Below are 23424 nucleotides of genomic sequence, written 5' to 3' on the forward strand. Positions count from 1 at the left end.
CACCGACCAACCACCCCCCATATAGCCCACACCGTCCACCCCGGCCCCCACCGACCCCAACAACCACCCCTCCGGCAACCCAGGCGCCCCCCCATCCGCCCACGCCGCCACCCCACCAGGCGGACTCACCACCCCCAACCCCACCAACACCGACACCAACACAACCCACAACCGCCGCCGAAAACCACACGATCCAGAGCCAGCCATCGCACACCTCACAGGGGGAACAACGCAGTCGGTCAGACACCAACCCACCGACAACACGCCCCCACCACCCCCCAAACATGAGTGATCCACCCTCAACTACACCCCGCCCAACAACCGTCACACCCGGCAACCGGCCCCCCGCGCCAGGCGGGCCTGTCCCGTGATCGGCACCTCTCTGTGTCAAGTCGTGGTGACAGAGAGGGAAACCGAGTCGCGGGTCATGGTGCGGTAGACGGTGTCGGAGAGTCTGCGTTTGAGACAGCGCAGCGCTTCCTTGTGGCTCTTCCCGGCTGCGCGTTTGCGCTGGTAGTAGGTCTTTCCTGGTGAGTCTCGCTGGATCTGGGTGATCGCCATGACGTGCAGCGCGTAGTTGAGTTGCCGGTCCCCGGCTCGGGACAGGCGGTGGCGTTGAACCTCGCCGGAGGACACCTCGATGGGTGCAACGCCGCAGAAGGAGGCGAACGCGGCTTCGGAGCGAAACCTGCCGACGCCGCCGGTGTGGGCGAGGATCTTGGCCGCGACGACGTCGCCGATGCCGAGCAGGGTGGTCAGAGTGCTGCCCGACCGCGCGACAGCCTCGGCCAGAGCCTTGGTGGTGGAGGCGACGCGGTGGTCCAGGCGGCGGACCTCGGCGACCAACTCGACGCCGAGCGCGCGCAGTGTGCGCCCGAGGTCCGAGCGGGGTCGAACGCGCCGCAACGCGGCGGCCGCGGTGTCGGCGGTGAGACCGTGGGGCAGGCCGGACGGGACGAGCTTGACCAGCAAGGCATGTAACCGGTTGACCGTCTGGGTGCGGGTGCGGACCATGTCGTCGCGGTGCTCGGTCAGCGCCCGCAAGGCGGCGATCTGCTCGTCGACGGCGACGGTGCGCAGCTCCGGGGCCGACCAGGCCGCGATGCCGACCGACAGGGCGTCGGCTTCGTCGCTCTTGCGCCCGTGTCCGGTGGACAACAACCGGACACGCCGCGCGAGCTTCGCGGGAACGTTCACCACCGCGATGCCGTCCGCGCCCAGCCGTTCGGTCAGCGGCGCCCCCAGCCCGGCGGCGCCCTCGATCGCCCAACTGGCCTGGGACCAGGCGGCCGCGAACCGCCGTAGCCGGCGATACCCGTCACGGTTGACCGGCACCCGCACCGCACCCAACGCCGACAGCCCGCCACCCACGGCCACCGCCGTCCAGGAGGCTTTGTGCGGATCGACAGCGATCACAACCCGGTCTCGCGGATCCACGGACTTCGACGACATCGTGGGCATGCTCCCTCCAAGCGGACGATCAAAGGGTCCGGCGGGAGAGCAGACCAACTTCAGGTGACACAGACCTCTCTCGAGCCACTCCAGCCGGGGCGGCCGCGGTCAGGACGCATGCCGATCGACGGTCAGCCCGAAGGCGACAGGTGTTTCGCGAGCGACCCCGACCGCGGCCTCGAAGATCCTGGCTGCAGACCCTGATCTCCTACCCCGGATTCAACAAGTTGGTGTTTCTGGCGGTTCGGTTCAGTAGGTTTCAGCGACCGGCCAGCGATCGCTGAACGTGATGGCGAATGCGTTGATCGCGCGGTGTCTGTCATGGGTCGTTCAGCGGGGCGGGGTCGTTGCGAGCCTCGCGAACAGGCGACTGGGCGCCTGTTCTCTCCCGGGTGGAGGGTCAGCGGCCCGGCCGGTGGCATGGGGGTGTAGTGCCCGGGGCCGGCCGCGGGTGGCGTCGGTGGCCGGTCTTCTTCGGGTGTGGTTTGGGGGGTTTCCCGATGTGTGGGGTGCGTTTCGCGCGGCATCGTGACCGGGTTCTGGCCAGGGCTGGCTGTGGCTTGGTGGCTGCAATCGGATGTGAGGATCGCCGCGAATGTCTGAGGATCTGTGGGGTTTGTCGGGTGGGCGGTTTCTTGTGGTCTATTGGGTGGTGATCGTTGTCGTGGTCGATGTGAATGTGTGGGGGGTTTTCTATGCGCGTCGTGTTCGGCGTGGTGTGTCTTCGTCGCTTGGGCGTCGGCTCGATCCTTATGAGATTGCTTTGTTGAGGGGTGGTTTCCAGCGTGTGGTGGATACCGCGGTCGCCGGGCTGATCGCCCGCGGTGCTGTGAGGGTGGACCGGTCGGGAGTCGGGCGTCCGACGGGTGGGGCGGTTCCGGCGGACCCGTATGAGGCGTACGCGTTGGGCAGGATCGGGTCCTCGCATCGTTTGACGGCGCCGTCTGCCGCCGGGTTTGCCGCTACGTCGGTCGGGGGTTCGTTGGTGGGTGGGCTGGTGGCGGTGGGTCTGTACACCGATCCCCGCAGGGTCGCGCGTGCGCGCCGCGGTCCGTGGTTGTTCGCGTTGGTCGTCGCGGCCGGTGTCGTGCGTCTTGTGGCCGCGCTCGGCCTCGGGCGCCCGGTGGCGTTGTTGGTCATGAGTCTGGTGTTGTCGTTGGTCGTCTGGTTGGTGGTCGCGATCTGTGTGTTCGCGATGACGGCGCCTCGCGCCACTGGTCGTGGCCGCGCGGCCGTGCAACAGGCACGTGCCGGCGCGATCTCGGTGGAAACCGATGGGTCGCCTGCCCTGTGGGCTGCTGTCGCTGTCGCGCTTGGTGGACTGGTGGCGTTCCCGGACGCCGACATCGCCGACGCTTTCGCCCAATCGACGCCGTCGACGTCGTCGTCGGCTGAGTCGCAGTCCGACTCGGACGGTTGCGCGGCCTCGGCCGGTTGCGCGGCGGGATGTTCCAGCGGCGTGTCTTCGTGTGGTGGAGGAGGGACGGGTTGTGGGGGATAGATCGAAACGGTTGTCCGTCCGCGGGTCGCGGCTCCGGGTGACGGGAGCGAGGCGGTCGGCGCGTTCTCGCATGTGGTGTAGTTGTCTGCCGTCGCTGTGATCGGCTTATGTTTGTAGTTCGTTTTCGAGCAGGGTCATGATGATGGTGTCGTGCCAGTGGCCGTTGTGGCGGGCGGCGTGGCGGATGCGGCCGTCTTCGGTGAAGCCGATTTTGCGGTAGAGGGTGCGGGCGCGTTCGTTGTCGGCGACGACGGTCAGTTCGATGGCGTGCAGGCGCATCGTGGTGAATCCGTATCGGCATATCAGTCGCATGGTCTCGGTGCCGATGCCGTGGCCCCACACGTCGGTCTCGCCGAGGTAGATGTCGAGTTCGGCGCGGCCGAGGTGGTGGCGGGTGTCGCGCAGTTGCACGATGCCGACGAATCTGTGGTCGGCGATGGTTTCCACGGCCAGGGCGATCCGCTCGTAGGAGTTGGGTGCGCGGGTGGCGAAGCGTTCACGGAACTGGAACAGCGACTCGGGGAAGTCGGTGTCGAACCACCGCATGATCTCGGGGTCGGAGTTCCACCGCCACAGTGTGTCGGCGTCGTCGAGCTCCAGCGGCCGCAACCGCACCTTCGTCCCTATCAGCATGGATCCAGTGTGCAGAAACGACTCGACGACCTCAACAGCCATCCCGACCTGTCGTCGGCAGGGTGGTCGCGCGGCGAGACGCCGCGGGATCGATTCGACTGATGGGTTCGATCACCTGCCCGCATCGGGGGACTCGGCGATCAACGCCTCGATCATCGCGCTCCCTGGGCCGTTCGTGGTGTGCGGTGTTGCGGGTGTTTGGGGTGGGGGTTGGGGGGTGGTCCTGGTGTGGTGGTGGGGGTGTGTGGGGTGGGGTGTGGGGTGGGCGCGGTGTGCGCTTGTTCCCTGTGTGTGGTTTGGAGTTGGTGTTGATGTCTCGGGTGTGGAGGTGGGTCGCTGGTCTCACGGTGGTGGGGTTGGTGGCTTCTGTGGTGTCGGTGTTGTCGTGGGGGGTGGCGTGGGCTGTGGGTGGGCGGCCTGTGTTGCCGGTGGCGGTGTTCGGTGTGCCGGGTGGGGGGTTGCCGGTGGGGCCGGCGGTTGGTGGGGGTGTGTTGGGTGGTTCGTGGGGGGTGTCGTCGGCGGGTGGGGCGTCGTACACGGTGCCGTTGGATGTGCCGCCGGGTCGGGCGGGGATGGCTCCGTCGGTGGGGTTGTCGTACACGTCGAGCCAGGGGGACGGTTCGGCGGGCGTGGGGATGTCGGTATCGGGGCTGGGGTCGCAGATCTCGCGGTGTGGCAAGTCGTTGCAGGTCGATGGGGTGAAGCGGGGGGTCAATTACGACGCTGAGGACCGGTTCTGTCTGGATGGGCAGGAGTTGGTTGTGGTGTCGGGCACCTATGGGGCTGGGGGCAGTGAGTACCGCACGGCCGGGGATGTGTTCGCCAAGGTCGAGGCGAAGAACTATCCGGTGGAGGGGCAGCCGGAGGCGTCGCCGGCGACGGGGCCGGATCGGTTCGAGGTGCGGACGCGGGATGGTCGTGTCGCGACGTATGTGGCGTGGTCGGCGACGGGTTCGCAGGAGAGTGTGCAGACCTCGTCGGAGACGTCGAATCCTCCGGCGAATGACAAGTACACGCAGGTGCCGAATTGGGCGCCGGTGTCGGAGGACCTGGTCTCGCGTCGGGTGGGGTGGGAGTTGTCGACGGTCGCGGATCGGTTCGGCAACGAGATGCGCTACGAGTACAACGCGGCGGATTTCTCGTCGTGGGTGAATCCGCAGTCGCCGGGGGATCCGTTCGGGTCCGAGCGGCTGCTGTCGAAGATCACCTACACGTGGGGGGCGGGTTTCCCGGCGGCGCGGTCGGTGGAGGTCGTCTGGGAGGACCGGCGCAATGTCGATCCGGTGGACGCGTCGAAGTTCGTGACCGACTACGGGTTGTCGTTTGTGTCGGGGGTGCGGTTCAAGCAGACGAAGCGGATCAAGGAGATCCGGATGTGGGCGCCGGATCCGGATCAGGTGAAGGTGGTGCGTACCTACAAGTTCGACTACCAGACGATGGATCCGGCCGCGGGTGTGGTGCGTTCGCGGTTGGCGAAGCTGACGATGTGTGGGGCGTCGGGGGGGTGCGCGGTGGCCAAGCAGTTCGAGTGGGCGACACCGCAGACGCCGTCGTTCGCCTCGGCGCAGACGGTGGCGTCGTTCCCGCTGCCTGCCGGGGACCACGAGGTCCCGCCGGGGGCACGCACTGGTGACTACAACGGTGACGGCGCGGCGGATCTGGTGTTCTTCGAGAGTTTCCTCCAGTGCGGGAACTGTGCGGCGCCTCCGGACAAGGTGTTGATGAGCAAGCGGGACGCCGCGGGTGTGGTGGCGCCGCTGGCGGAGTCGTTCACCGCGGGCGGGCAGGGTGACTACCCGTTCAACACGACTAGTATCGCGGAGACGCGTCCGATGGATTTGGAGGGGGACGGCAAGACCGATCTGTCGCTGGCCGCCAACAAAGTCAGCTGGAAGGATCCGAGCAATGCCGCTGGCGGCGCCAGCTCGATGTACATGTTCGGGAGGGTGTTGACGTGGGACGCGGCGACGCACACGTTCATGACGGCGCACTCGTTCCCTGAGAAGGAGACGGCGTGGGAGGATTGGGGGGATGCCAACGGGGACGGCCGGATGGACCGTTTCGCGGCGTGGCTCGATCCCAACGCCAACAAGTTTCGGGTGACGCTGCGGCTCAACATGGGCGGCGTGCAGCCGTTGGCGCTCGGCCCGCAGATGGTCTTCCCCGAGGTGGTCAACCCGCATTGCGCGCATCAGGTGTCCGACACCAATGGTGATGGTCGGGCGGAGTTGTTGCTGGAGCGGGCGGTGTCGCAGTACCCGTGGTCCGACGAGTGTGGTCGTGGCTCCGACGTGGATGCGTTCGGGTACGACCCGTCGAACAGCACCCTGACGGTGGTGCGTGGGGGTGCCAAGCACCAGGGTTTGAGCCCGGCCCCGGGTGGGGCGAGGACGCATCCGTGGCTGTCGCCGCAGCGGTTGTACTACGTGGAGGGCGGCGTCCCGGGTGGTGACGAGCACTTCAACAACGAGCTGTTCCCGAAGAAGACGTTCTTCGGTGATTTCAACGCCGACGGGTTGGCCGACACGCTGGTCGTGGGCAGGGATCTGAACGAGCAAGGTTTGAGCCAGGCCGCGGGGCCGGCGAGGATTCTGTGGAACACCGGTGTCGGGCTGCGCTTGGACTCCGGTGCGGCGTCCGCGGCGTTCGGTGTGCCGCATGACGAGCTGCTCGATGTGCGGATCGGTGACATGAATGGTGACGGCCGCGATGACGTCGTCAGCTTCTGGAACACCGACCTGCAGCATGACAAGCCCCAGGTCGGCGACTGGTCGTGGATCGCGAACGGGCAGGACAAGGTCACGGTCATGCTCTCCCGCGGGGACGGGTCGTTCCAGCGCAACGACATGGTCGCGCCCGCGGGCATGCCGCGCATCGAGGGCCGGGTGTTCTCCCAGCTCGCCGATTTCACCGGCGACGGACGCCCGGACATCATGACCCACGGCGGGACGAACCTGACCGTGATGACGCAGAACACGCCACTCACCGACCGGGTGGTCTCGGTGTCCGACGAGAACGCCGCGCATCCGCAGATCAGGGTGGACTACGACACCGCGTGGACCGACCGCGCGGACCTGATCGCGCAGAACACGTGCGGGTTCCCGCTGGTGTGTGTGCGCTCGGGCATGCCGGTGGTGCGGTCGGTGACGGTCAACGACGAGATGTTCGACGGCACCGGCGCCCCCTACACCCTCAGGTACTCCTACGCCGATCCGGTGACCAACGCCCGGGCGGGGTTCGTCGGGTTCCGGGTGGTGCGCTCCTGGGACGAACACGCCGCCACCGAGACGGTCTCCACCTACGACCATGTGAAGACGTTGAGGGCCTTCAACAACGGCATGTCCGCGGCCTCGCTGACCCCGTTCGCCGCGACCCCCACCGACGTGACCACCGCGACGTTGATCGACGAGGTGGACTGGGAACAACCGCCGCCCTCGGCGCGAGCGCGGATCACCCGGGTGCGGACCGAGACCCCGGAGATGCGGGAGCTCAACGGCGGGAAGTCGTTCGTCACGTATCCGACCGGGTCGATCACCGAGACCTCGGAGACACAGGTGGCGGTGAACTGGTCACCGAGCCTTCTCGGCACCCAGGACGTGCAGCACCTGAGCTTCGACCCCGCCACGCTGGCGCCGTTCACCACGTCCCGGGTGGAACTGTCCGAAGTGGTCAACGGCCAGATCAAGGCCTGGTTCGACGACTTCGGCAACCCGACCAAGAGCGTCACCCGCTCCGGGGCCGGCGACATCACCACCACCACGACCACGACCGACGTCAACGCGGCGGTGTGGTTGATCGGCAAACCCAAACACAGCGAGGTGACCTCGTCCTCGGCGACGCCGGGGGCACCAGGGGCGGTGACCCGGACCGTCGACCATGTGACCGACCCGGTGACCGGGTTGCCGATCTCGACCACCACCCAGAAAGGCACCGCCGACGAGGTGACCGCCACGGTGCAACGGCACGCCACCGGCGGGGTGACCCAACAGAAGGTCTCCGCGGCGGGGCAACCCGACCGGATCACCCACATCGAGTACCTGCTGGCGCCCGGGCCGGGAGTCCCCGCCAACGGGATGCCACTGAACGGTCCGGACGAGCGGATCTTCCCGGTGCAGACCTGGGTGGAACGCGGCGAGACCGCCTACCAGCCCTCCACCTGGACCGTGCACCACCCCGCCCACGGGACCGTGCTCGCCTCCTGGGTGCTCACCGACGCCAAGTCCAGCCCCGCCGACTTGGTGTCCGGCACGACCCACAGCGCCGCGCTGATCGACGACCTGGGCCGCGTGGTCAAGACCACCGGCGACGGCGTCGCGCCCACCGAGATCGCCTACGCCCACCACCTCGACGGCAACGGCAAGATCATCGGCACCAAGGTGAGCACCGAGGTGCACACCACCCCCGCACCCAACATCACCAAGAACACCACCACTGTGATCGCCGACCAGTTGGGTCGTGCCCGTAAGTCCACTGTCACCGGGTTCGACGGCAGCGCGGTCGTGTCCACCACCGGCTATGACTCGCTGGGCCGACCCTCATGGGTGACGCGGCCCAACAGCAACGACAAGGCCGTCACCACCTACGACAACCTGGGTCGCACGCTCACCGCGACCAGCCCGGACGGCAAGGTCACCGGCTACGCCTATCCGGACCCGTTCACCACGGTGGTGACGGACGCGGATGGGCACAAGTCCAAGTCCATTGTGGACGCCTCCGGTCGTGTGGTCACCTCCGGTGCCGCGCACAGCGGCGGGCAGTGGGCGATGGGCACGGTCAAGTACGGGCCCTTCGACCAGCCCTTCGAGTCCGTCGATGTCGACGGCAACACCACGACCACCACCTACCATGCGACCGGCGCGGTCAAACACGTCGCCGACCCCGACCGCGGCGCCACCGACTACACCTACAAACCGACCGGCGAGATCCACACCATCACCCACGCCGGATCCGGTGACGTCTCCACCTACCACTACGACGACCTCGGCCGGGTCACCACCGTCGCCGACCTCGACGCGCAGGCCAACCCGCCGGCCACCACGACCACCACCTACACCTGGGACACCCGCGACTACGGCCTCGGGCAACCCGCCTCCACCGTCTCACCCGACCAGATCACCACCCTGCACCACTACGACACCCTCGGCCGCGGCATCGGCACCGACTACATCCACACCGCCGCCGACTCCCTGTGTCCCGCGGCATCCCCATGCTCCTTCCGCCAGACCTACGACTGGGCCGGACGCGCCGACACCCTGACCTACCCCTCAGCCCCCGGCCGCCCGGACATGAAGATCCGCAACACCTACAACCAGTGGGGCCACCCCACCACCATCACCGACGTCTCCGACCCGCTCGCCCCCGCCACCCTGGCCCACATCACCACCGCCAACGCCGACCTCGCCCCCACCCAGATCACCCGCGCCCCCAACAACGGCCTCACCCAGACCAACACCTACGACCCCAAGACCGGCAGGCTGGACAAGACCACCACCACCAGCCCCGTCAACAACAAGACCCTGCAACACCTCGCCTACACCTACACCGACGCCGGACGCGTCCACACCAAAACCCAGAACGACGAGGCCACCGGCAACACCAACCGCGTCAACACCTACACCTACGACGACCTCGCCCGCCTGCACACCGACACCCTCACCAACAACGGCACCAGCACCACCACCACCTACACCCACACCCCCGGCGGCAACCTGCTCACCACCACCAACAGCACCGCACTTTCCCCCACCACCACCAACACCTACCCCACACCCGGCCAGGCCCGCCCCCACGCCCCCACCACCGCCACCAACCCCGCCGGTGACGGCACCGAGACCTACCACTACGACACCCACGGCCGCCAAACCGACATCACCGGCCCCACCAACAACACCCTCCGCCACACCACCTACACCCCGTACAACCTCCCCAAAACCATGACCGACAAAAACAACGCGACCACCACCTTCACCTACACCGCAGGCGGCGACCGCTTCACCGAAACCGGACCACTCGGCACCACCCTCACCATCAACAACCTCTTCGAACACCGCGCCACCCCCAACAACACCCACACCTGGATCTACACCATCCCCGGCGTCGGCCAAGCCGTCCACAACGGACAAACCACCACCATCGACTACACCCTCACCGACCCCCAAGGCACCCCCACCGCCACCACCACCGCCACCGGCCAACTCAACAACCCCGGCGGCCTCTTCCACGACGCCTACGGCGCCCGCACCACCCAAACCGGCGCCCCCATCCCCAACAACAACCAAAACCCCACGACCGGCGGCACCAACACCCACGGCTACACCGGCCACCAACACAACGACAACCTCCGCACCATCAACGCAAACGGCCGCATCTACGACCCCACCACCAAAACCTTCCTCACCCCCGACCCCATCCGCTCAAACCACCCCTACAACTACGTCAACGGCGACCCCACCAACCGAACCGACCCCACCGGCTACAACGACATCCCCAACGGCGGATACAGCGACGCCAGCGACTACTACACAAACCAACAAACCCCCAACTACGGACCCTGGGCCACCATCACCCCCACCCCCAACGAACCCATCACAACCTGCGGCGGCACCGACCAAAAACCCTGCACCAACGGCACCATCTCCGACGGAAACCGCTACACCGGACCCGGCGGCAACGGAGGCAGCGGCTGGAACGGAAACCAGATCGAAGGCCTCGAAAAAGCCTGGAACAACTCCATCGGAGCCGCCCTCAACAGCATGCTCGACGGCGCCCAAACCATCGACAACGCCATCACCGAACTCATCAACACCCCCTTCTACGCGCCCTCCGTCGACGCCACAGGAGCATTCCTCGAACGCGAAGACGGCACCCTCGTCGGCGGACCCACAACCCTCGCAGAACAAGCAACCGCCTACACAACCATCGCATCCGCAACAACCGGAGCCGCAGGAGCAGTCGCCACCGGCACCGAACTCGCCGCACTCGCCAACGCAAGCCGACCCTGGCTCGCGGCGGCCGCAGCTCAAACACTCCCGGCGCTCATCCAGGCCTGGCCAGGAAAAGAGGGTCAATCGCAGGCCGCAATTATTATGCCAGGTGGTCAGTCAAACGTCATTCAAGCACACTCCGGAACGTTGACCTCCGCTAGTACGTACCTGGTTCCGCCTGGAACGAGCGTGACGACAGCCCAACCAGGAAAACAACTCCTCACCATAGCTGGCGAACTCATGCAGCAAGGCGATTGGGACACGATCGGGAAAATCATGGCCGGCCAAGAGGTGGACCTCTCTCGAACGTATCTGGGGGCGAAGTACGGCGCAACGGAGGTCAAGGCGTTGCTACCAGAAATTAGAGAGAGCCTCGAGGGTATGTCCACTTGGCTCCCAGGGGCGAAGATGCCTCTGACGGTCGTATTTCCTCCAAAGCGTCTGCCCGTCTACTTCAATGTACACACTGTGAAGAGAGTGACCATGTTGCCGACAATACTCGGACCAGGCATGGGTAACGTAGTGCTCGCAGGCTGCATGCATCTTTGCATTACCAGGTAGTAGTCGACTATTGCACAACTTGATGATCTAGTCTCTTCACCTTATTCCCGGAAGGGTAGGGCTCCCGGTAGACGGGTCGATCTGTCGATCGCCCGTTCTACAGGGAGCCCTCCTGGGCATCTCGAAGATGTCGTGCACATAACCGTTGACTACCGGCGGCCTCGCCATCCGATACGGTGCGGTAGGTGCGGTCGAGGGACGTTGTCACGTGCGCGGCCCTGTGCTCGACGGACGGAATCTCGCGATCGTGCTTGTTCATACTCCAGTTCCACGGTCAGTGAGCCTTTCCGGGTAATTGGTTTCGTCACGGAGGGTGCTCATGTCGTGCGGTCGTGATCGATGTGGAGGATCACGAGGTCTGCGGCGGCGATTCGCCCCCGATGGCCCAGGGCCTTGAACATGGTCTTGAGCAGGGAGTTTCCGCGTTCGCCGATGGCGCGTTGCCGTTGTGGGTCTTGTTGGCGGCTTTCTGCTCGTCGGTGAGTTCGCCGCCTTGGGTTTCTAGATCGCGATGGTGATTGTGGCGGATTCACCCTCGTAGCCGAGATCGGGCACGCCGGTGGTGGTCCAGCCGGTCAGCGCGGGCACGATCTCGCCGTGCGGGCGTAGCGCGCTGGTGTCGTGTTCTCGACCGGGCTGGCCCTGCGAGGTCCACAGTGGCCACCCGTCGGGCGCGGTGATGACCTGGATGTTCCCGCCATGGTGATGGTGTTTTCCCGACCACCACAGGTCCACTCCAGCGGTCGGCCCATGGATGCGGCACCGGTCGATTTCGATCAGGGTGCCGTCGATGCTGACGTGGTCGTGACCTGCGACTTTCGCCGCCAACAGAGCGGATTGCAGCGCCGGGGCCTGCGCGGCCAGCACGGCGAGGCCTTCTTGGAGATATTCGTTGGCGGTGGAGCGTCCGATGCCGTTGTCGCAGGCCAGTTGCATGACCCTGGTGGCGTCGAGGAACCATCGCATTGCCAGGATCGCCTGCTTGAACGGGCTCAGTTTCCGCCGGTCGGCGCGGTACGGCGCGCACCCGCTCATCACCCAACAGGCCGGAGACGAACGGCGCCGACTGCTCCCGAATCGGCAGCGCAGCAGTATTTGACATACTCATCACGCGCAGAATCCCAGAAGTTGGATCTATGGTAGGGCCGACTTCATACAGGGTTCTGCGTCTTTCGTTGCACCACAACACATCCGGGCGCGTCGGCGACCCAACATCGGGCCTTCATTCAGGGCGACAGTGCTGGTACCCGGATAGGCTCATTGGCTTCGTGGAGCAGCCCTTACTCACGGATATAGGAGTTCGAGATCTTACGGTCCTTCTGAGTCGCACTTGAAGATCACAGGCACATCCAAGCGCCGCTGCACGTACGGAGGAAGAGTTGATCACGAGATCGGTGATTGGCGCGATCTTCGCGTCTGTTGTTCTAGCCGCCACCGTCCAAGGCTTGCCTGCGGTAGGCGAGGTGCTGCCGGACAAGAGTCGCCTGACGAACGAGTACACGCGTGGCATCGTTGACTCGGTGCCCTACGGATTCACTTCGTGGGACTCGTTGCTCGCGGTCCAGGACCGGCTGACCGCTGCGGCAGACTCCATTGTGGCCGCGACCGGACCAGTCGCGGAAAGCGGATATAGCTCGATCAAGCTCTCGGTCGCGGACAACAGTCTTACCGTGTACTGGAGTGGTCAGGTTCCGCCGCAGGTGGAAGCAGCCATTGATGCCCGCCCGGCGGGGATCACGGTCTACGTCTCGCAGGTGACTCATTCCTTGATCGAGATGCAGCAGCAGATGACGTCTCTGTTGGAGCGGGCCGACGCCGCGGGCATCGAGTTGCTCAGCGTGGGGCCTAGGCCCGACAGTAGCGGCCTACAGGCCACCGTGGCCGGGGATGTCGCCAAGGCCCAGCAGATACTTGCATCGAGCATCCCGCTCACCATCATCACCGGCACGGATAGTGAGCCGATGTTCAACCGCAGCCAAGACACCAACCCATATTGGGGCGGTGCCAGGTACCGCACCTGGAAGGGCGACTGCTCCACCGGATTTGCCATTCGTACGTCAGGCAGATCGGCGCACAGCGAACCGAACGCTATGTTGACGGCGGCGCACTGCGCCAAGAACGGCTACGGCGACGACGCCTGGCTCGGTGGCGACTCGTACCTACCAAATGCGCTGTTCTTCGGGTTCAACAACCACCTGGACACAGCGTACGTCTCCGCGAAACCGGGCTACGCGATGTCGCCGTACATCTATCGCGGCCCGGTCGGGTCGAGCAGCTACAGTGGTGTCGCCTACACCGTCGGCACCTATGTTGGTCAGTGGGTGTGTCAGGGCGGCGCCCAGACCGGTGAGCACTGCGGAGCCCAAGTCACAATGACCGAGCAAAGCACTCCCGACGGAAAAGTCCACGTGGCTCGGGCCCAGATCATGACATACGACCCGTACTTCAAAGTCTGGCTTCCAGACATCGACGAGGTCGCAGTCGGCAAGGGAGACAGCGGGGGGCCGGTATTTATTCCCGCAGTCGGCACGTCGAAGATTTACGCGATGGGCACTGTTATCGGAGGCAGCACGTATGGCGGGTTTCCCTGCCCACAATACGGCACAAGCTGTTCGTCGGGCTTCTCGTGGACGCCCATCAAGTACACGTTGGAGGCCACCGGCGCGACAATCGCCACTTCGCCCTGAGCCGGGAACCCTGATCACGGTTGCCCATCATGTGGTAGCACCCGGCCACGGCATGCACGGGTTTCCTTGAGGTGCCAACGCCGGAGAAGCGTCCCATCGGACGATCGCCATATGTCCCTGTCGTCGAGTCCTTCGGTGTCACCAGCCTGTCCAAGTCCCAAGTTTCGATCATGGCCCGCGATCTGGACACCCAGGCCGATGCGTAGCGCACCCGCCCGCTCGACCAGGGCAGTATCCAACGTCGCCGCCGACGCGCTCGTGTGCTCAGTGCGCGAACGGCAACGTGCGCTGCCTGATCGCCCGCGGCGTCGACGCCGCGGGCGACCGCGAGATCCTCGGCATCATCCAGGTCACCTCCCGGCGAGGAGGGCGCAGGCTGGCTGGCGTTCTACGCCCGACCTGCTCGCCCGTGGCGTGGCCGGCGTCCGCCTGGTCACCAGCAACGCCGACGCCGCCCACAGTGCTACGAGGCCGAAAGGCAGCAGCAGGCTATGTCGACCCGGTCGAAGCGGCCTCGCATCAGCCCGAGCGCGACCCGCGCCGACGGTGTCGAGAAGATCACCCGTCCTCGCCAGGCTCGATCGCCCGGGAAGGAAGCAGCCGGCCGAGATCGTGATGGTGGTGTGCCTGGACCGGGGCCGGTGATCGGAGCAGGGCGCGGGCGGCGTAGCCGATCAGCGCGGTGAGCGTCACGGTCGTGTCGAAGCACAGAGTGTGGAACAGCTCGGCGAACGGGGTCGACGGCGCCGGGCGCACGCTAGCGGGGGCGCGTTCAGGGCAGCCAGACGGTGACGATGTCGACCCGCAGTCTGTCCTCCAAGATCGATTATCCCTGGCTCGACGGGCCGAAGGTAACAGCTCGCAGGGCCAGTCGGGGCGGAGGCGTGACCGGGCTGGCCGTTCCACACTTGTCGACTGTCGCGCCGACCTCGGTAAGACGCGGTCATCGCGGCGCCAGGCCGCTTTGGTGGTAGCGCGACGCGAATGTGATCCGCGGCGGGAGCGCAGATGGGCGAGTCGCTCGTCGAACTGGACCTCCAAGTCGGCCAGCGTGCGACGTCCCGCAGCATCTCGCACGGGTTCCTGGCCTGCGGAGGCGCTTCCCTGGCAGCGGGGCCAGGTCGGGGATCGACCCCGGTCATTGGCCGTTCAATCAGACCGCGGCCAGTCCCATAGGCGAGGGTCCTGAGGTGAGGCTTGCGGCCAGTTGTGAACGCTTGGTGATGCCAAGTTTGCGATAGGCGTTGCCTAGGTGTACTTCGACGGTTTTCGTGGTGACGAACAGTTGTTGGGCAATAGTTCTGTTGCTGAGTCCTTTGGCCGCAAGGACGGCGACTCGCTGCTCGCTAGGGGTAAGGGCGTCCGGACCGGTCATGTGTGGCGTTCGTGGCCGGACGCCAGAGGCGCGAAGTTCGGCACGGGCAAGGTCGACCATTGGTGTAGCCTCGAACTTCATGGCTAGGTCGAGCCCCTTGACCAAGCTCGGCCTGGCGGAGGCACGCTGACCGGACCGGCGCAGCGCCGAGCCTCGGTCAATGAGCGCCTTCGCGTACTCCAGATGTGCTGTCGAGCCCTCCAGCACCCGCACCGCCTCCTCCAACAGCGGCAATCCCTCAAGCGTTCCACGGACCCGTCCGGCGACACGCAGCGCATGACCGACCGTCCGCGGAGCACCCCACATGCGGGCGAACGTGAGTTCCTCGTCGGCGTAACGAACAGCCTCATCACGTCGGCCAATCGCGTGCAGACACAGCGCTGCCTCAGCGCGCCACCCTGCCATGGCCGGGTTCTGGCCACCGTGTGCGGCGAACCGCTCACCGGTCGCCAATGCCCCCTTCAGGGCCTGTTCGAACTCACCCCGCGCACGCAGAACGTGTGTGCGGGTATCCATCATCAAGTAGACGAACCCCGGTGCGTCCCGCAGCTGCTGGATAGACATTCCGCCGTCGGCCCAGTCCAGGACGGCGGCGGCTTGATCGGTATGGCCTCGCTCGAGCAGCACCTCACCCAGGAAGGCGCCCACAAACGGCCGCCCGAGCTGGATGCCGGTCGTCTCAACCATGCGCATAGCAGTACGGCCATCCTGCTCTGCATCTACCAACGCCCCACGCCACAGCCGCCCAACACACCGCCAGACGTGCGCGATAAGCGCCGCCACCTGTGAACCTTGCCGGTGCGCGCTTGTCACGGCGTCCTCGAGGATCGCCTCGATATCGTCCACGTCGGCCAAGAGCAGTACGTGATAAGCGGCTGACTGAGCCGACAGCGAGTGCACACTATGCGTGGGAATCCCCCCCCTGAGGCATCGTCGGGCTCTCTCGATCGCTGTCGGGACTGCCTGGAACGTCTCGAACATCGACAACAAACCATCCAGCGCACGACCGCCTATCCCGGCGGATGGCCGTATGGTTCGCAACTGTTCGACCCTTCGGGTCAGCTCGGGACGGTCGGTCGCGACCAAACCGACGTTGACCAGGCCGGATTGGATCAACTGGGCCAAGTCGCGTTGCTCATCGGATTCCCACTGAGCCTCATCACCGAGAAAAGCGAGGGCTTCCTCGAATGCGCCGATCGCGTGGTCGATCTCCTGCATGAAAAGGGCATTGGTTCCCATCTGTTGGGTGATCGAGGCCCGCTCGGTGGGGTCCGAGGTGAGGGTAAGTGCTTCGCGTAGGTGGACCACCGCCAAGCCCAAGTCCACCATCTCGGCCGCTTTCGCCGCCTCACGCAACACCGCGTACCGCTCCGATGCTGGCATCGACTCTGCAAGACAACGATTCAAGTACACATAGGCCGTGTCCGGCGAACCACGCCGTGCCGCGTCCTGCGCCGCACGCCGCAACGTCACCACGTCCTGCTCATCCGCAGTAGGCGGGATCAGCAGCAAATGTGCGGCCACCCGTTCAGCACCATCATCACACAACAGTCGCGCCGCTCTCGTGTGACCGGCGATCCGATCCGCAAAGTCAGTCTGGTCGTACACCGCAGCACGCACCACAGGATGGGCAAACCGCAACACCGATTGATCACCAACGGTCGCGACCGACCTGTCCAGCACGCCCATATGTACAAGCTGCACCTGTGCCGACGCCGCAGCGGCCGCCGACAACCCAGCCACTTGCCCAGCCAATCGAACGGCAACGTCATCCCCCAAAACCGCCACCGCCCTCGCTAACAGAGCTGCCTCTTCCGACATCTGAGACAACCGCAACCGCACACGCGCCGCGATCGCATCACCCCCCATTTGCGGCACCCGACCCACATTAGCCGCAGTCGGAGCCACACCCTCCCTTACGACTACACGAGCCAACGCCGACAACAACAACGGATTTCCTCCGGTCGCGGACGCGCACGCCGCAACAAACGCCGAATCGACCGGCGAACCCAACTCCGCACCTAATATCACACCCACAGCCGAAGTGCTCAACGGCGCCGGCCGCAACACTACCACTGAAGGGTCAGCCACCAACAAATCAAGCAAATGCTGCTCAGCGCCCGGCTCATGCGCCCTCGTGGCGACAACCACCGCCAGCCGCAACCCCTCCAACCGCGGCAGCAGATACGCCAAGAACCTCAGCGACCCCGCATCGGCCCAATGCAAATCATCCAGAACCAACAACAACGGCCGATTCGCACACAAATTAGCCGTCAACCAATACAACCCATGCAATACCGCAAAGTCCCCGACCGGCGCATCGCCCACGCCAGAATCGCCTAACGCTGCACCCGCAGAACCAGCAGCTCCTGACAACCACTCCGCACGTTGACCCGCCGAGACGCCTACCAACACCGGTTCAAACAGCTGCCGAACCAACCCGAACCCGAACGGACGCTCCAACTCCGTCCCCCGCGCCCCCAACACCCGCGCACCAGTACCCTCGCTTAACCCCGCGACCGATCCCAGTAGCGCTGACTTGCCAATCCCTGCAGGTCCCTCCACCACAACAAACCCAGAACTCACCCCCACACCAGCCACCACACCAGCCAGCGCAGCCAACTCCCCATCCCGCTCGACGAGCAATGGCTCCATCCGCACAAACCAAGTCTCCCCCACCCGCCCCAAGCCGTCCAGCCGTAGGCGGTCAGGTGATGGGTTGGCCAGCGGCTCAGATGCGCCGGGGTTGGCGGTCAACGCGAGGACCCTTGCATCTGATTGTGCAAGCCGGACAACCGAGCGTGACCTCGCCGCCCGCGACGCCGACGGCCACATGAGGCCCGACCTTCGAGAGTGTTCTTCAGGCCTGTTCCCGGTTTGTTGTTGAAGGCTCCGCCCGGAGGCGGGGTCAAGGCTGGCCGTAGGCCACCCGAAGGGCGTGGCCTTGACATCGGCGAGGACGGGGCCAGGCTCAGTGGCCGGGAGCGGGTGAGTGCCGGCGAGGCGGGTATGGCTTTCGTGATGGCTGTCGTGGATGGCTCTGGAGGCTCTGCCGCCCGTCTCGCTGCTTGTTTCTGACCGCTGATCAGGCTCTGCGGCCCATCGCTGTGTAGGGCGAGGACGGCGGGAAGAGGCGGCACCGCGCTGCGTGTGGAAGGAGGAGCGAGATGGATGTGGCGGTCGGTATCGATGTGGCCAAGGAGTTCCACTGGGCGGTGGCGACCCGGATGGACCCGCGGACCGGCAAGGCCGTGAGCGTGCTGAGCCGGCGGGTCGACAACACCCCGGCGGCGATCGGTGAGCTCGTCGAGACGATCACGAAGCTCGTCGGCGAGGGTGAGACGACACAGGTCGGCATCGACATCCTCGGTGGTATCGCCCGGCTGCTGGAGGCGATGCTGCTCGCGGCGGGCCTCGACGTCGTGCACGTGCCCGGCCTGGCGGTCAAGACCGCCCGGCGCGCCACCCGCGGCGGAGAACACAAGAGCGACCCCCGCGACGCCCGGGTCATCGCCGACCAGGTCCGCACCCGCGACGACCTGCGCCCGGTGGAAGAGCTCAGCGACGCCGACACCGCCCTGAGGCTGCTGGTCGGCGCCAGGAACTCGTCATCGACCAGACCCGCCGCATCGGACGTCTGCGCGACCTGTACTGCGGCATCGCCCCCGGCCTGGAACGGGTGGTCGACCCGACCAACAAGATCAGCCTGGCGTTGCTGGCCCGCTACGTCACCCCGGCCGAGATCCGCCGGGCAGGCAAGACCCGCATCACCAACCACCTGCACCGCACCGGCAGACACAACCGCTCGACGCTGGAGCCCCTCGTCGACGCCGTCATCGAGGCCGCGCGACAACAACATCTCAGCGTGCCGGGCGAAACCACCGCCGCGGCGATCATCAAAGACCTCGCCGCCGAAGGATTGACAACACGAGACAAGATCGCCGCCGTCGACACCCGACTCGCCGAGGTGCTCGCCGACCACCCTGACGCGGCCCTCGTCGCCACCCTGCCAGGGATGGGGGCCGTGCTCACCGCGGAGTTCCTCGCCGCGGCAGGCGGCATCACCCGCTTCCCCTCCGGCGACCACCTCGCCGCGGCCGCGGGCATGGCGCCGGCCCTCAACCAGTCCGGCAAGACCCGATACCTGCAACGACCCCACACCGGCGACCGAGCACTCAAACGCGTCTTCTACCAATCCGCGTTCTGCGCGCTGCGCCACCACCCGGCCAGCCGCACCTACTACGACCGCAAACGACGCGAAGGCAAAACCCACCACCAAGCGCTCATCGCCCTCGGCCGACGCCGCATCAACGTCCTCTACGCCATGCTCCGCGACCGACAAACCAGGCGCACTTGGCCGATATCTATGACGCGCAGGTGCCGCGGGAGTTGATTTCGAAGATCATCGACAAAGTGGTCGAGGAGTTGAATTCGTGGCAGGCGCGCCCATTGGATCGCGGACGGTTTCCAGTTGCCCCGGGGAACCAGCGCACTGGCCGCGCTTACCGGCACCGACGCGGCCGGGGACGGTCTCGCGACGGCGCACTGAAGCAGTCCACGCCGATGCGGTCGATCCACGACCGGCCAGCGGGTGTCGCCTCCCGCCGGGAAGTTGGGCATTGGGAAGGGGATTTGATTGGTCGGCGCCGGGCAGCGCTCGGCGATCGCAACCCTGGTCGAGCGAAAGACCAGACTCAAACCGTGGCGTGGAGGACGTCCTGATCGTCGCCTGCGACGGTCTGAAAGGCCTGCCCGAGGCGATCACCACGCTGTGGCCGGCCGCGACGGTGCAATTGTCCGTGGTGCACCTGGTGCGGGCCAGCCTGCGCTATGCGTCGAAGAAATATTGGGCGCCGATCACCAAGCAATTGAAGCAGATCTATACCGCCCCCACCGCCGAGGCCGCGGAAACCGTGTTCACCGACTTCTGTGCCGAGTGGGAGGACAAGTATCCGGCGATGATCCGACTGTGGCGCAACAGTTGGGAGCAGTTCACCCCATTTCTGGCGTTCCCGCCGGAGCTACGGAAACTCGTGTACACCACGGATGAAATCGTCAACCCATCCGCATCGCCTCCTTGCTGGTCGACGGTGCCGCAGGCGTGGTCAAGGCTGGCCGTAGGCCACCCGAAGGGCCTGGCCTTGACCACGGCGAAGGCTCCGTCATGCTCGGTGAGGCAGGTGCCGTTTCGGCTGCCAGTGGGCCACGAAGGTGGCGTAGGCGGCCTCGGCCTGCTCGACGAGTTCGCGTTCGTGGCGGCGTAGCTGCTTGTTCGTTGTAGTCGTAGCCCGGTCCGCGGCGAGCGCGGGCACGATCGGCGCCCGCGGCCAGCTCGAGCTTGCGGCGTTTGAACGCGACCAGACTGGGGCGGGCGAACGCGTAGTCCTGGTCCTTGGTCACCAGGTGCCAGCACAGGACCGTGAGTTTGCGGGCCGTCGCGACGACCGCGATCTGGAACCCGCGCCGAGCCTTGATCCGCTCGTAGAACGCGCGCAGCGGCCCGGGGCTCGGGAAGCGACCCAGGCGGCCTCGACCAGCATCCCGCGGGCGTGCCCGTTGCCAGCCTTCGTGATCCGGGAATGGACTGCGGGTTGGCCGCCGGACTGACGGATCTTGGGGTGCAACCCGAGATAGGCGACCAGTTTCTCCGCCGAGGCGAACCGATCGAACTCGCCCACCGCCGCGATGACCGAAAACGCCACGGTGACATCGACGCCGGGAATGGTCATCAACCGTCGCACCACCAGATCACCCAGCGCCTCACGCGCCAACTCGCCGTCGATGAGCGCCAACTCCTCACCGTGGAAGTCCAACTGCCGCAACAAAGCACCCACCGCGTGTTGCTCGTCGGTGGGAAGATCCAAGTGCGCCAACCAGGTCCGTCCGGTCCGCCCGAACAGATCCGACACCGGCGGACGCGGCATCAGATTGCGATGCAGGATCGCATGAACCTGATTCTTGATCCGCGTTCGCTGGCGCACCACGTGAGCCCGGCGAACCACCTGGCGGCGCAGCATGCGGGTCCGCTCGTCGGGAAGCCACACCGGCGGCAGGAAATCCGCCACCAACAGCTGCGCCAGAATCCGCGCGTCGACCTTGTCGGTCTTCACCTTCGCCTCCGCGATCGCGCGGGTCTTCATCGGATTCGACACCACCACCCGCGCCACCCGAGGCCCGATCGACGCCACGATCGCGTCGCTGTTCCCGGTAGCCTCCAACGCCACCTGATCATCACCGCACAGCGTCTGCGCCCACGCCCGCAACCGCTCCGGGCGACACTCACCCTGCCCGCGTCAACCACGACACCGTTGTCGACGACCGCGATCTGCGCGAAATCGCGATGCACATCCAACCCGATGAACCGTCCCATCACCGCCTCCAACATGATCTCCACGGGGAAACGGCTGGGCGAACGACACCTACGGATTCGCGCTCACAGCGCAGCCGGACAAGTCGCAAGGGCGGCCAACTACTAACACGGGCTCGCAGCCCATCGAGTAAGAACGGCCTGCCCATACTCGTTCCCAACAACGCCCCTGTTCCGGACGGTCTCACCGTTCGACCAACCACAACAGGCCGGTCAGCCAGACGAACAACCGGCGACCGGCTCACCGCACAGTAATCGACAGAGTGATCACACCATCACCCACAAGATTGCTGACACTCCCCGAAAGTGCGCCAGAGCCGCTGGTGGGATGGACCCGAGTCGAGTACGACGTGCAAATGGGTTGAGCGCGTGCGAACGGGAGAAACCCTCGGGGTACAGGTAGGTGGTTCCCCTGATGCTGGTGCGACACGTGGTCACGACAGCGGGCCGGGTGCTATCACGTGTCGGCCGTGGAGGGGTCGAATGATCACAGTAGCTGCGCTGGTCGGAATGATTGCCCTTGCGCTGGCCCTCGGATGGCGCTTGACGAACAAACTGACCTGATTCGATCGCTGATGTCTTGGAGCGTAGACAATGAGCCCATTTCATCCTGAGGTGGATGTGTTGGTGGGCAAGACTTCTGGTGATCACGTGTTGATGGCCGTCGGCGTGGCGGCGTCTGGGCGTGGCGAAGCCCCTGGTAGCAGGACTTTCGACCAAGATCGTCCAGTTGCGCCCAGGGGCTTCAGATGTTGTTCTACCGTGCCGCGCTGCCCGTGTCGCATGCGACCCTGACTTTCGTGTCCGGCCTGATCCGCGCCCACCGCGCTGAGATCGGGTCGCGGTGGCGGGTGTTGAACCCGGGCCAGCAGGCCCTGCTGGTGCTGGTGTATCTGCGCAAGGGTGAGCCGTTCGCCGAGGTCGGTGCCGGGTTCGGCGTGTCGACCACCACCTGCTGGCGGTATGTGGACGAGACCGTGGAACTGCTCGCGCGGCGGGCACCGAAGCTGCGGACCGCGCTGCGCACGGCCAAGCGGGCGGGCGTGGCCTACGTGGTGGTCGACGGCACGCTGATCCCGATCGACCGGGTGGCCGCCGACCGCCCCTTCTACTCCGGCAAGCACAAGATCCATGGGGTGAACCTGCAGGTCATCGCCTCACCGGAAGGGGCGATCTTGTGGGTTTCGGGCCAGTTGCCGGGCAGCACCCACGACACCGCCGCGGCTCGGATCTGGAACATCCTCGCCGCCCTCCGCGACGCAGGGCTGATCGCCCTGGCCGACAAGGGCTACCACGGCTACGACCCCACGGGCAGGCACGTGATCACCCCTTACAGGGGTCGGAACAAGCCGGAATCGCAGAAAGACGCCAACCGCGCCCACGCCCGGCTCCGCGGTCCCGGCGAACGCGCCAACGCTCAACTCAAGACCTGGCGCATCCTGCGCAAACTCCGCTGCTGCCCACGCCGCGCAGGCCGACTGGCCAAAGCCATCCACGTCCTACAGAACCACGAGACCACCAGAGGATGAAATGGGCTCAATGTCAAACGCATTCGCCTGGTGCAACGAAACTCTTCTCACCTTCGACGGCGAGGTGTTGGAGGTATTCGGCCATCCAGCGACGCCAAGCGCCAGTGGTGTGTGCCCTCGTCGTCGCATGCCGGGGCCCACGCGTGTTCGAAGAGTGGGCGTGGTGTTCGACCGCGTCATCGAGCAGGGCGAAACCCGACGAGTAGGTCAGCTTGCATGCGCGCAGCCAGTCCACGAGCTCGTGGGTACCGCCTGCGGCAGCGGCGCGGACGAGCACCGTGACCGCGCGGGGTCTACGCCCGAAATGTGACCGATGCCCATACGCTGCTGGGTGCG

The 23424-nt window shown here is 65.9% G+C and carries 10 protein-coding genes and 4 pseudogenes; 8 read left to right on the plus strand and 6 right to left on the minus strand.

All coding sequences use genetic code 11. The features are described 5' to 3' along the window. Positions 1-387 precede the first annotated feature (387 nt). On the minus strand, positions 388-1461 hold the full coding sequence (locus ACSHT8_RS15505; RefSeq protein ID WP_436501738.1) for an IS110 family transposase: 1074 nt from the start codon (positions 1459-1461) through the stop codon (positions 388-390). A gap of 586 nt (positions 1462-2047) precedes the next feature. Here ACSHT8_RS15505 and ACSHT8_RS15510 point away from each other — a divergent pair. Then, the gene (locus ACSHT8_RS15510; protein ID WP_436501713.1) at positions 2048-2953 is read left to right on the plus strand and encodes a TIGR04222 domain-containing membrane protein; all 906 of its coding nucleotides are present in this window, start codon (positions 2048-2050) and stop codon (positions 2951-2953) included. A 105-nt stretch (positions 2954-3058) separates the two neighbouring features. On the opposite strand, the gene ACSHT8_RS15515 is transcribed toward ACSHT8_RS15510, so the two are convergent. Next, the gene (locus ACSHT8_RS15515) at positions 3059-3586 is read right to left on the minus strand and encodes a GNAT family N-acetyltransferase (RefSeq protein ID WP_436501739.1); all 528 of its coding nucleotides are present in this window, start codon (positions 3584-3586) and stop codon (positions 3059-3061) included. 311 nt (positions 3587-3897) lie between these two features. Between ACSHT8_RS15515 and ACSHT8_RS15520 the strand changes: the two genes are divergently transcribed. Continuing rightward, positions 3898-11130 carry an RHS repeat-associated core domain-containing protein gene (locus tag ACSHT8_RS15520; RefSeq protein WP_436501740.1) on the plus strand — a complete coding sequence of 2411 codons (7233 nt, stop codon included), beginning with the start codon at positions 3898-3900 and terminating at the stop codon, positions 11128-11130. Positions 11131-11447: 317 nt separating this feature from the next. Here the strand turns inward: ACSHT8_RS15520 and ACSHT8_RS15525 are convergent. After that, a pseudogene (locus ACSHT8_RS15525) lies at positions 11448-12238 on the minus strand (transposase family protein). 271 nt (positions 12239-12509) lie between these two features. Here ACSHT8_RS15525 and ACSHT8_RS15530 point away from each other — a divergent pair. Together ACSHT8_RS15530 and ACSHT8_RS15535 are read left to right on the plus strand one after the other, a co-directional pair. Then, on the plus strand, positions 12510-13817 hold the full coding sequence (locus ACSHT8_RS15530; RefSeq protein ID WP_436501741.1) for a hypothetical protein: 1308 nt from the start codon (positions 12510-12512) through the stop codon (positions 13815-13817). Positions 13818-13936: 119 nt separating this feature from the next. Next, positions 13937-14315: pseudogene (locus tag ACSHT8_RS15535) on the plus strand (transposase); the annotation flags it as partial. Positions 14316-14375: 60 nt separating this feature from the next. Here ACSHT8_RS15535 and ACSHT8_RS15540 read toward each other — a convergent pair. Continuing rightward, positions 14376-14573, minus strand: coding sequence for a hypothetical protein (locus tag ACSHT8_RS15540; RefSeq protein WP_436502265.1), 198 nt, complete (start codon positions 14571-14573; stop codon positions 14376-14378). Between the two features lie 397 nt (positions 14574-14970). Continuing rightward, positions 14971-17847, minus strand: a complete 2877-nt coding sequence (locus ACSHT8_RS15545; RefSeq protein ID WP_436501742.1) for a helix-turn-helix transcriptional regulator — start codon at positions 17845-17847, stop codon at positions 14971-14973. A 512-nt stretch (positions 17848-18359) separates the two neighbouring features. Here ACSHT8_RS15545 and ACSHT8_RS15550 point away from each other — a divergent pair. The 3 genes and pseudogenes from ACSHT8_RS15550 to ACSHT8_RS15560 form a co-directional block, all read left to right on the plus strand. Further along, a pseudogene (locus tag ACSHT8_RS15550) lies at positions 18360-18788 on the plus strand (IS110 family transposase); the annotation flags it as partial. A gap of 83 nt (positions 18789-18871) precedes the next feature. Next, positions 18872-19585, plus strand: coding sequence for a transposase (locus tag ACSHT8_RS15555; protein WP_436501743.1), 714 nt, complete (start codon positions 18872-18874; stop codon positions 19583-19585). Positions 19586-19889: 304 nt separating this feature from the next. Then, positions 19890-20246, plus strand: a pseudogene (locus ACSHT8_RS15560) (transposase); the annotation flags it as partial. 342 nt (positions 20247-20588) lie between these two features. On the opposite strand, the gene ACSHT8_RS15565 reads toward ACSHT8_RS15560, so the two are convergent. After that, positions 20589-21416 carry an IS110 family transposase gene (locus tag ACSHT8_RS15565; protein ID WP_436501744.1) on the minus strand — a complete coding sequence of 276 codons (828 nt, stop codon included), beginning with the start codon at positions 21414-21416 and terminating at the stop codon, positions 20589-20591. A gap of 892 nt (positions 21417-22308) precedes the next feature. On the opposite strand from ACSHT8_RS15565, the gene ACSHT8_RS15570 reads away from it, so the two are divergent. Next, a complete protein-coding gene (locus ACSHT8_RS15570; protein WP_436495584.1) occupies positions 22309-23088 on the plus strand; it encodes a transposase family protein in 780 nt (259 codons plus the stop codon). Positions 23089-23424: the final 336 nt, after the last annotated feature.

The organism is Actinokineospora sp. HUAS TT18, assembly GCF_051364635.1.
In the GTDB taxonomy this organism is placed as follows: domain Bacteria; phylum Actinomycetota; class Actinomycetes; order Mycobacteriales; family Pseudonocardiaceae; genus Actinokineospora.

Excerpts from the sequence above, each read along its gene's own strand:
- ACSHT8_RS15505 (WP_436501738.1), bottom strand. The coding sequence starts at position 1,461 with ATGCCCACGATGTCGTCGAAGTCCGTGGATCCGCGAGACCGGGTTGTG.
- ACSHT8_RS15510 (WP_436501713.1), top strand. The coding sequence starts at position 2,048 with ATGTCTGAGGATCTGTGGGGTTTGTCGGGTGGGCGGTTTCTTGTGGTC.
- ACSHT8_RS15515 (WP_436501739.1), bottom strand. The coding sequence starts at position 3,586 with ATGCTGATAGGGACGAAGGTGCGGTTGCGGCCGCTGGAGCTCGACGAC.
- ACSHT8_RS15520 (WP_436501740.1), top strand. The coding sequence starts at position 3,898 with ATGTCTCGGGTGTGGAGGTGGGTCGCTGGTCTCACGGTGGTGGGGTTG.
- ACSHT8_RS15545 (WP_436501742.1), bottom strand. The coding sequence starts at position 17,847 with ATGGAGCCATTGCTCGTCGAGCGGGATGGGGAGTTGGCTGCGCTGGCT.
- ACSHT8_RS15570 (WP_436495584.1), top strand. The coding sequence starts at position 22,309 with ATGTTGTTCTACCGTGCCGCGCTGCCCGTGTCGCATGCGACCCTGACT.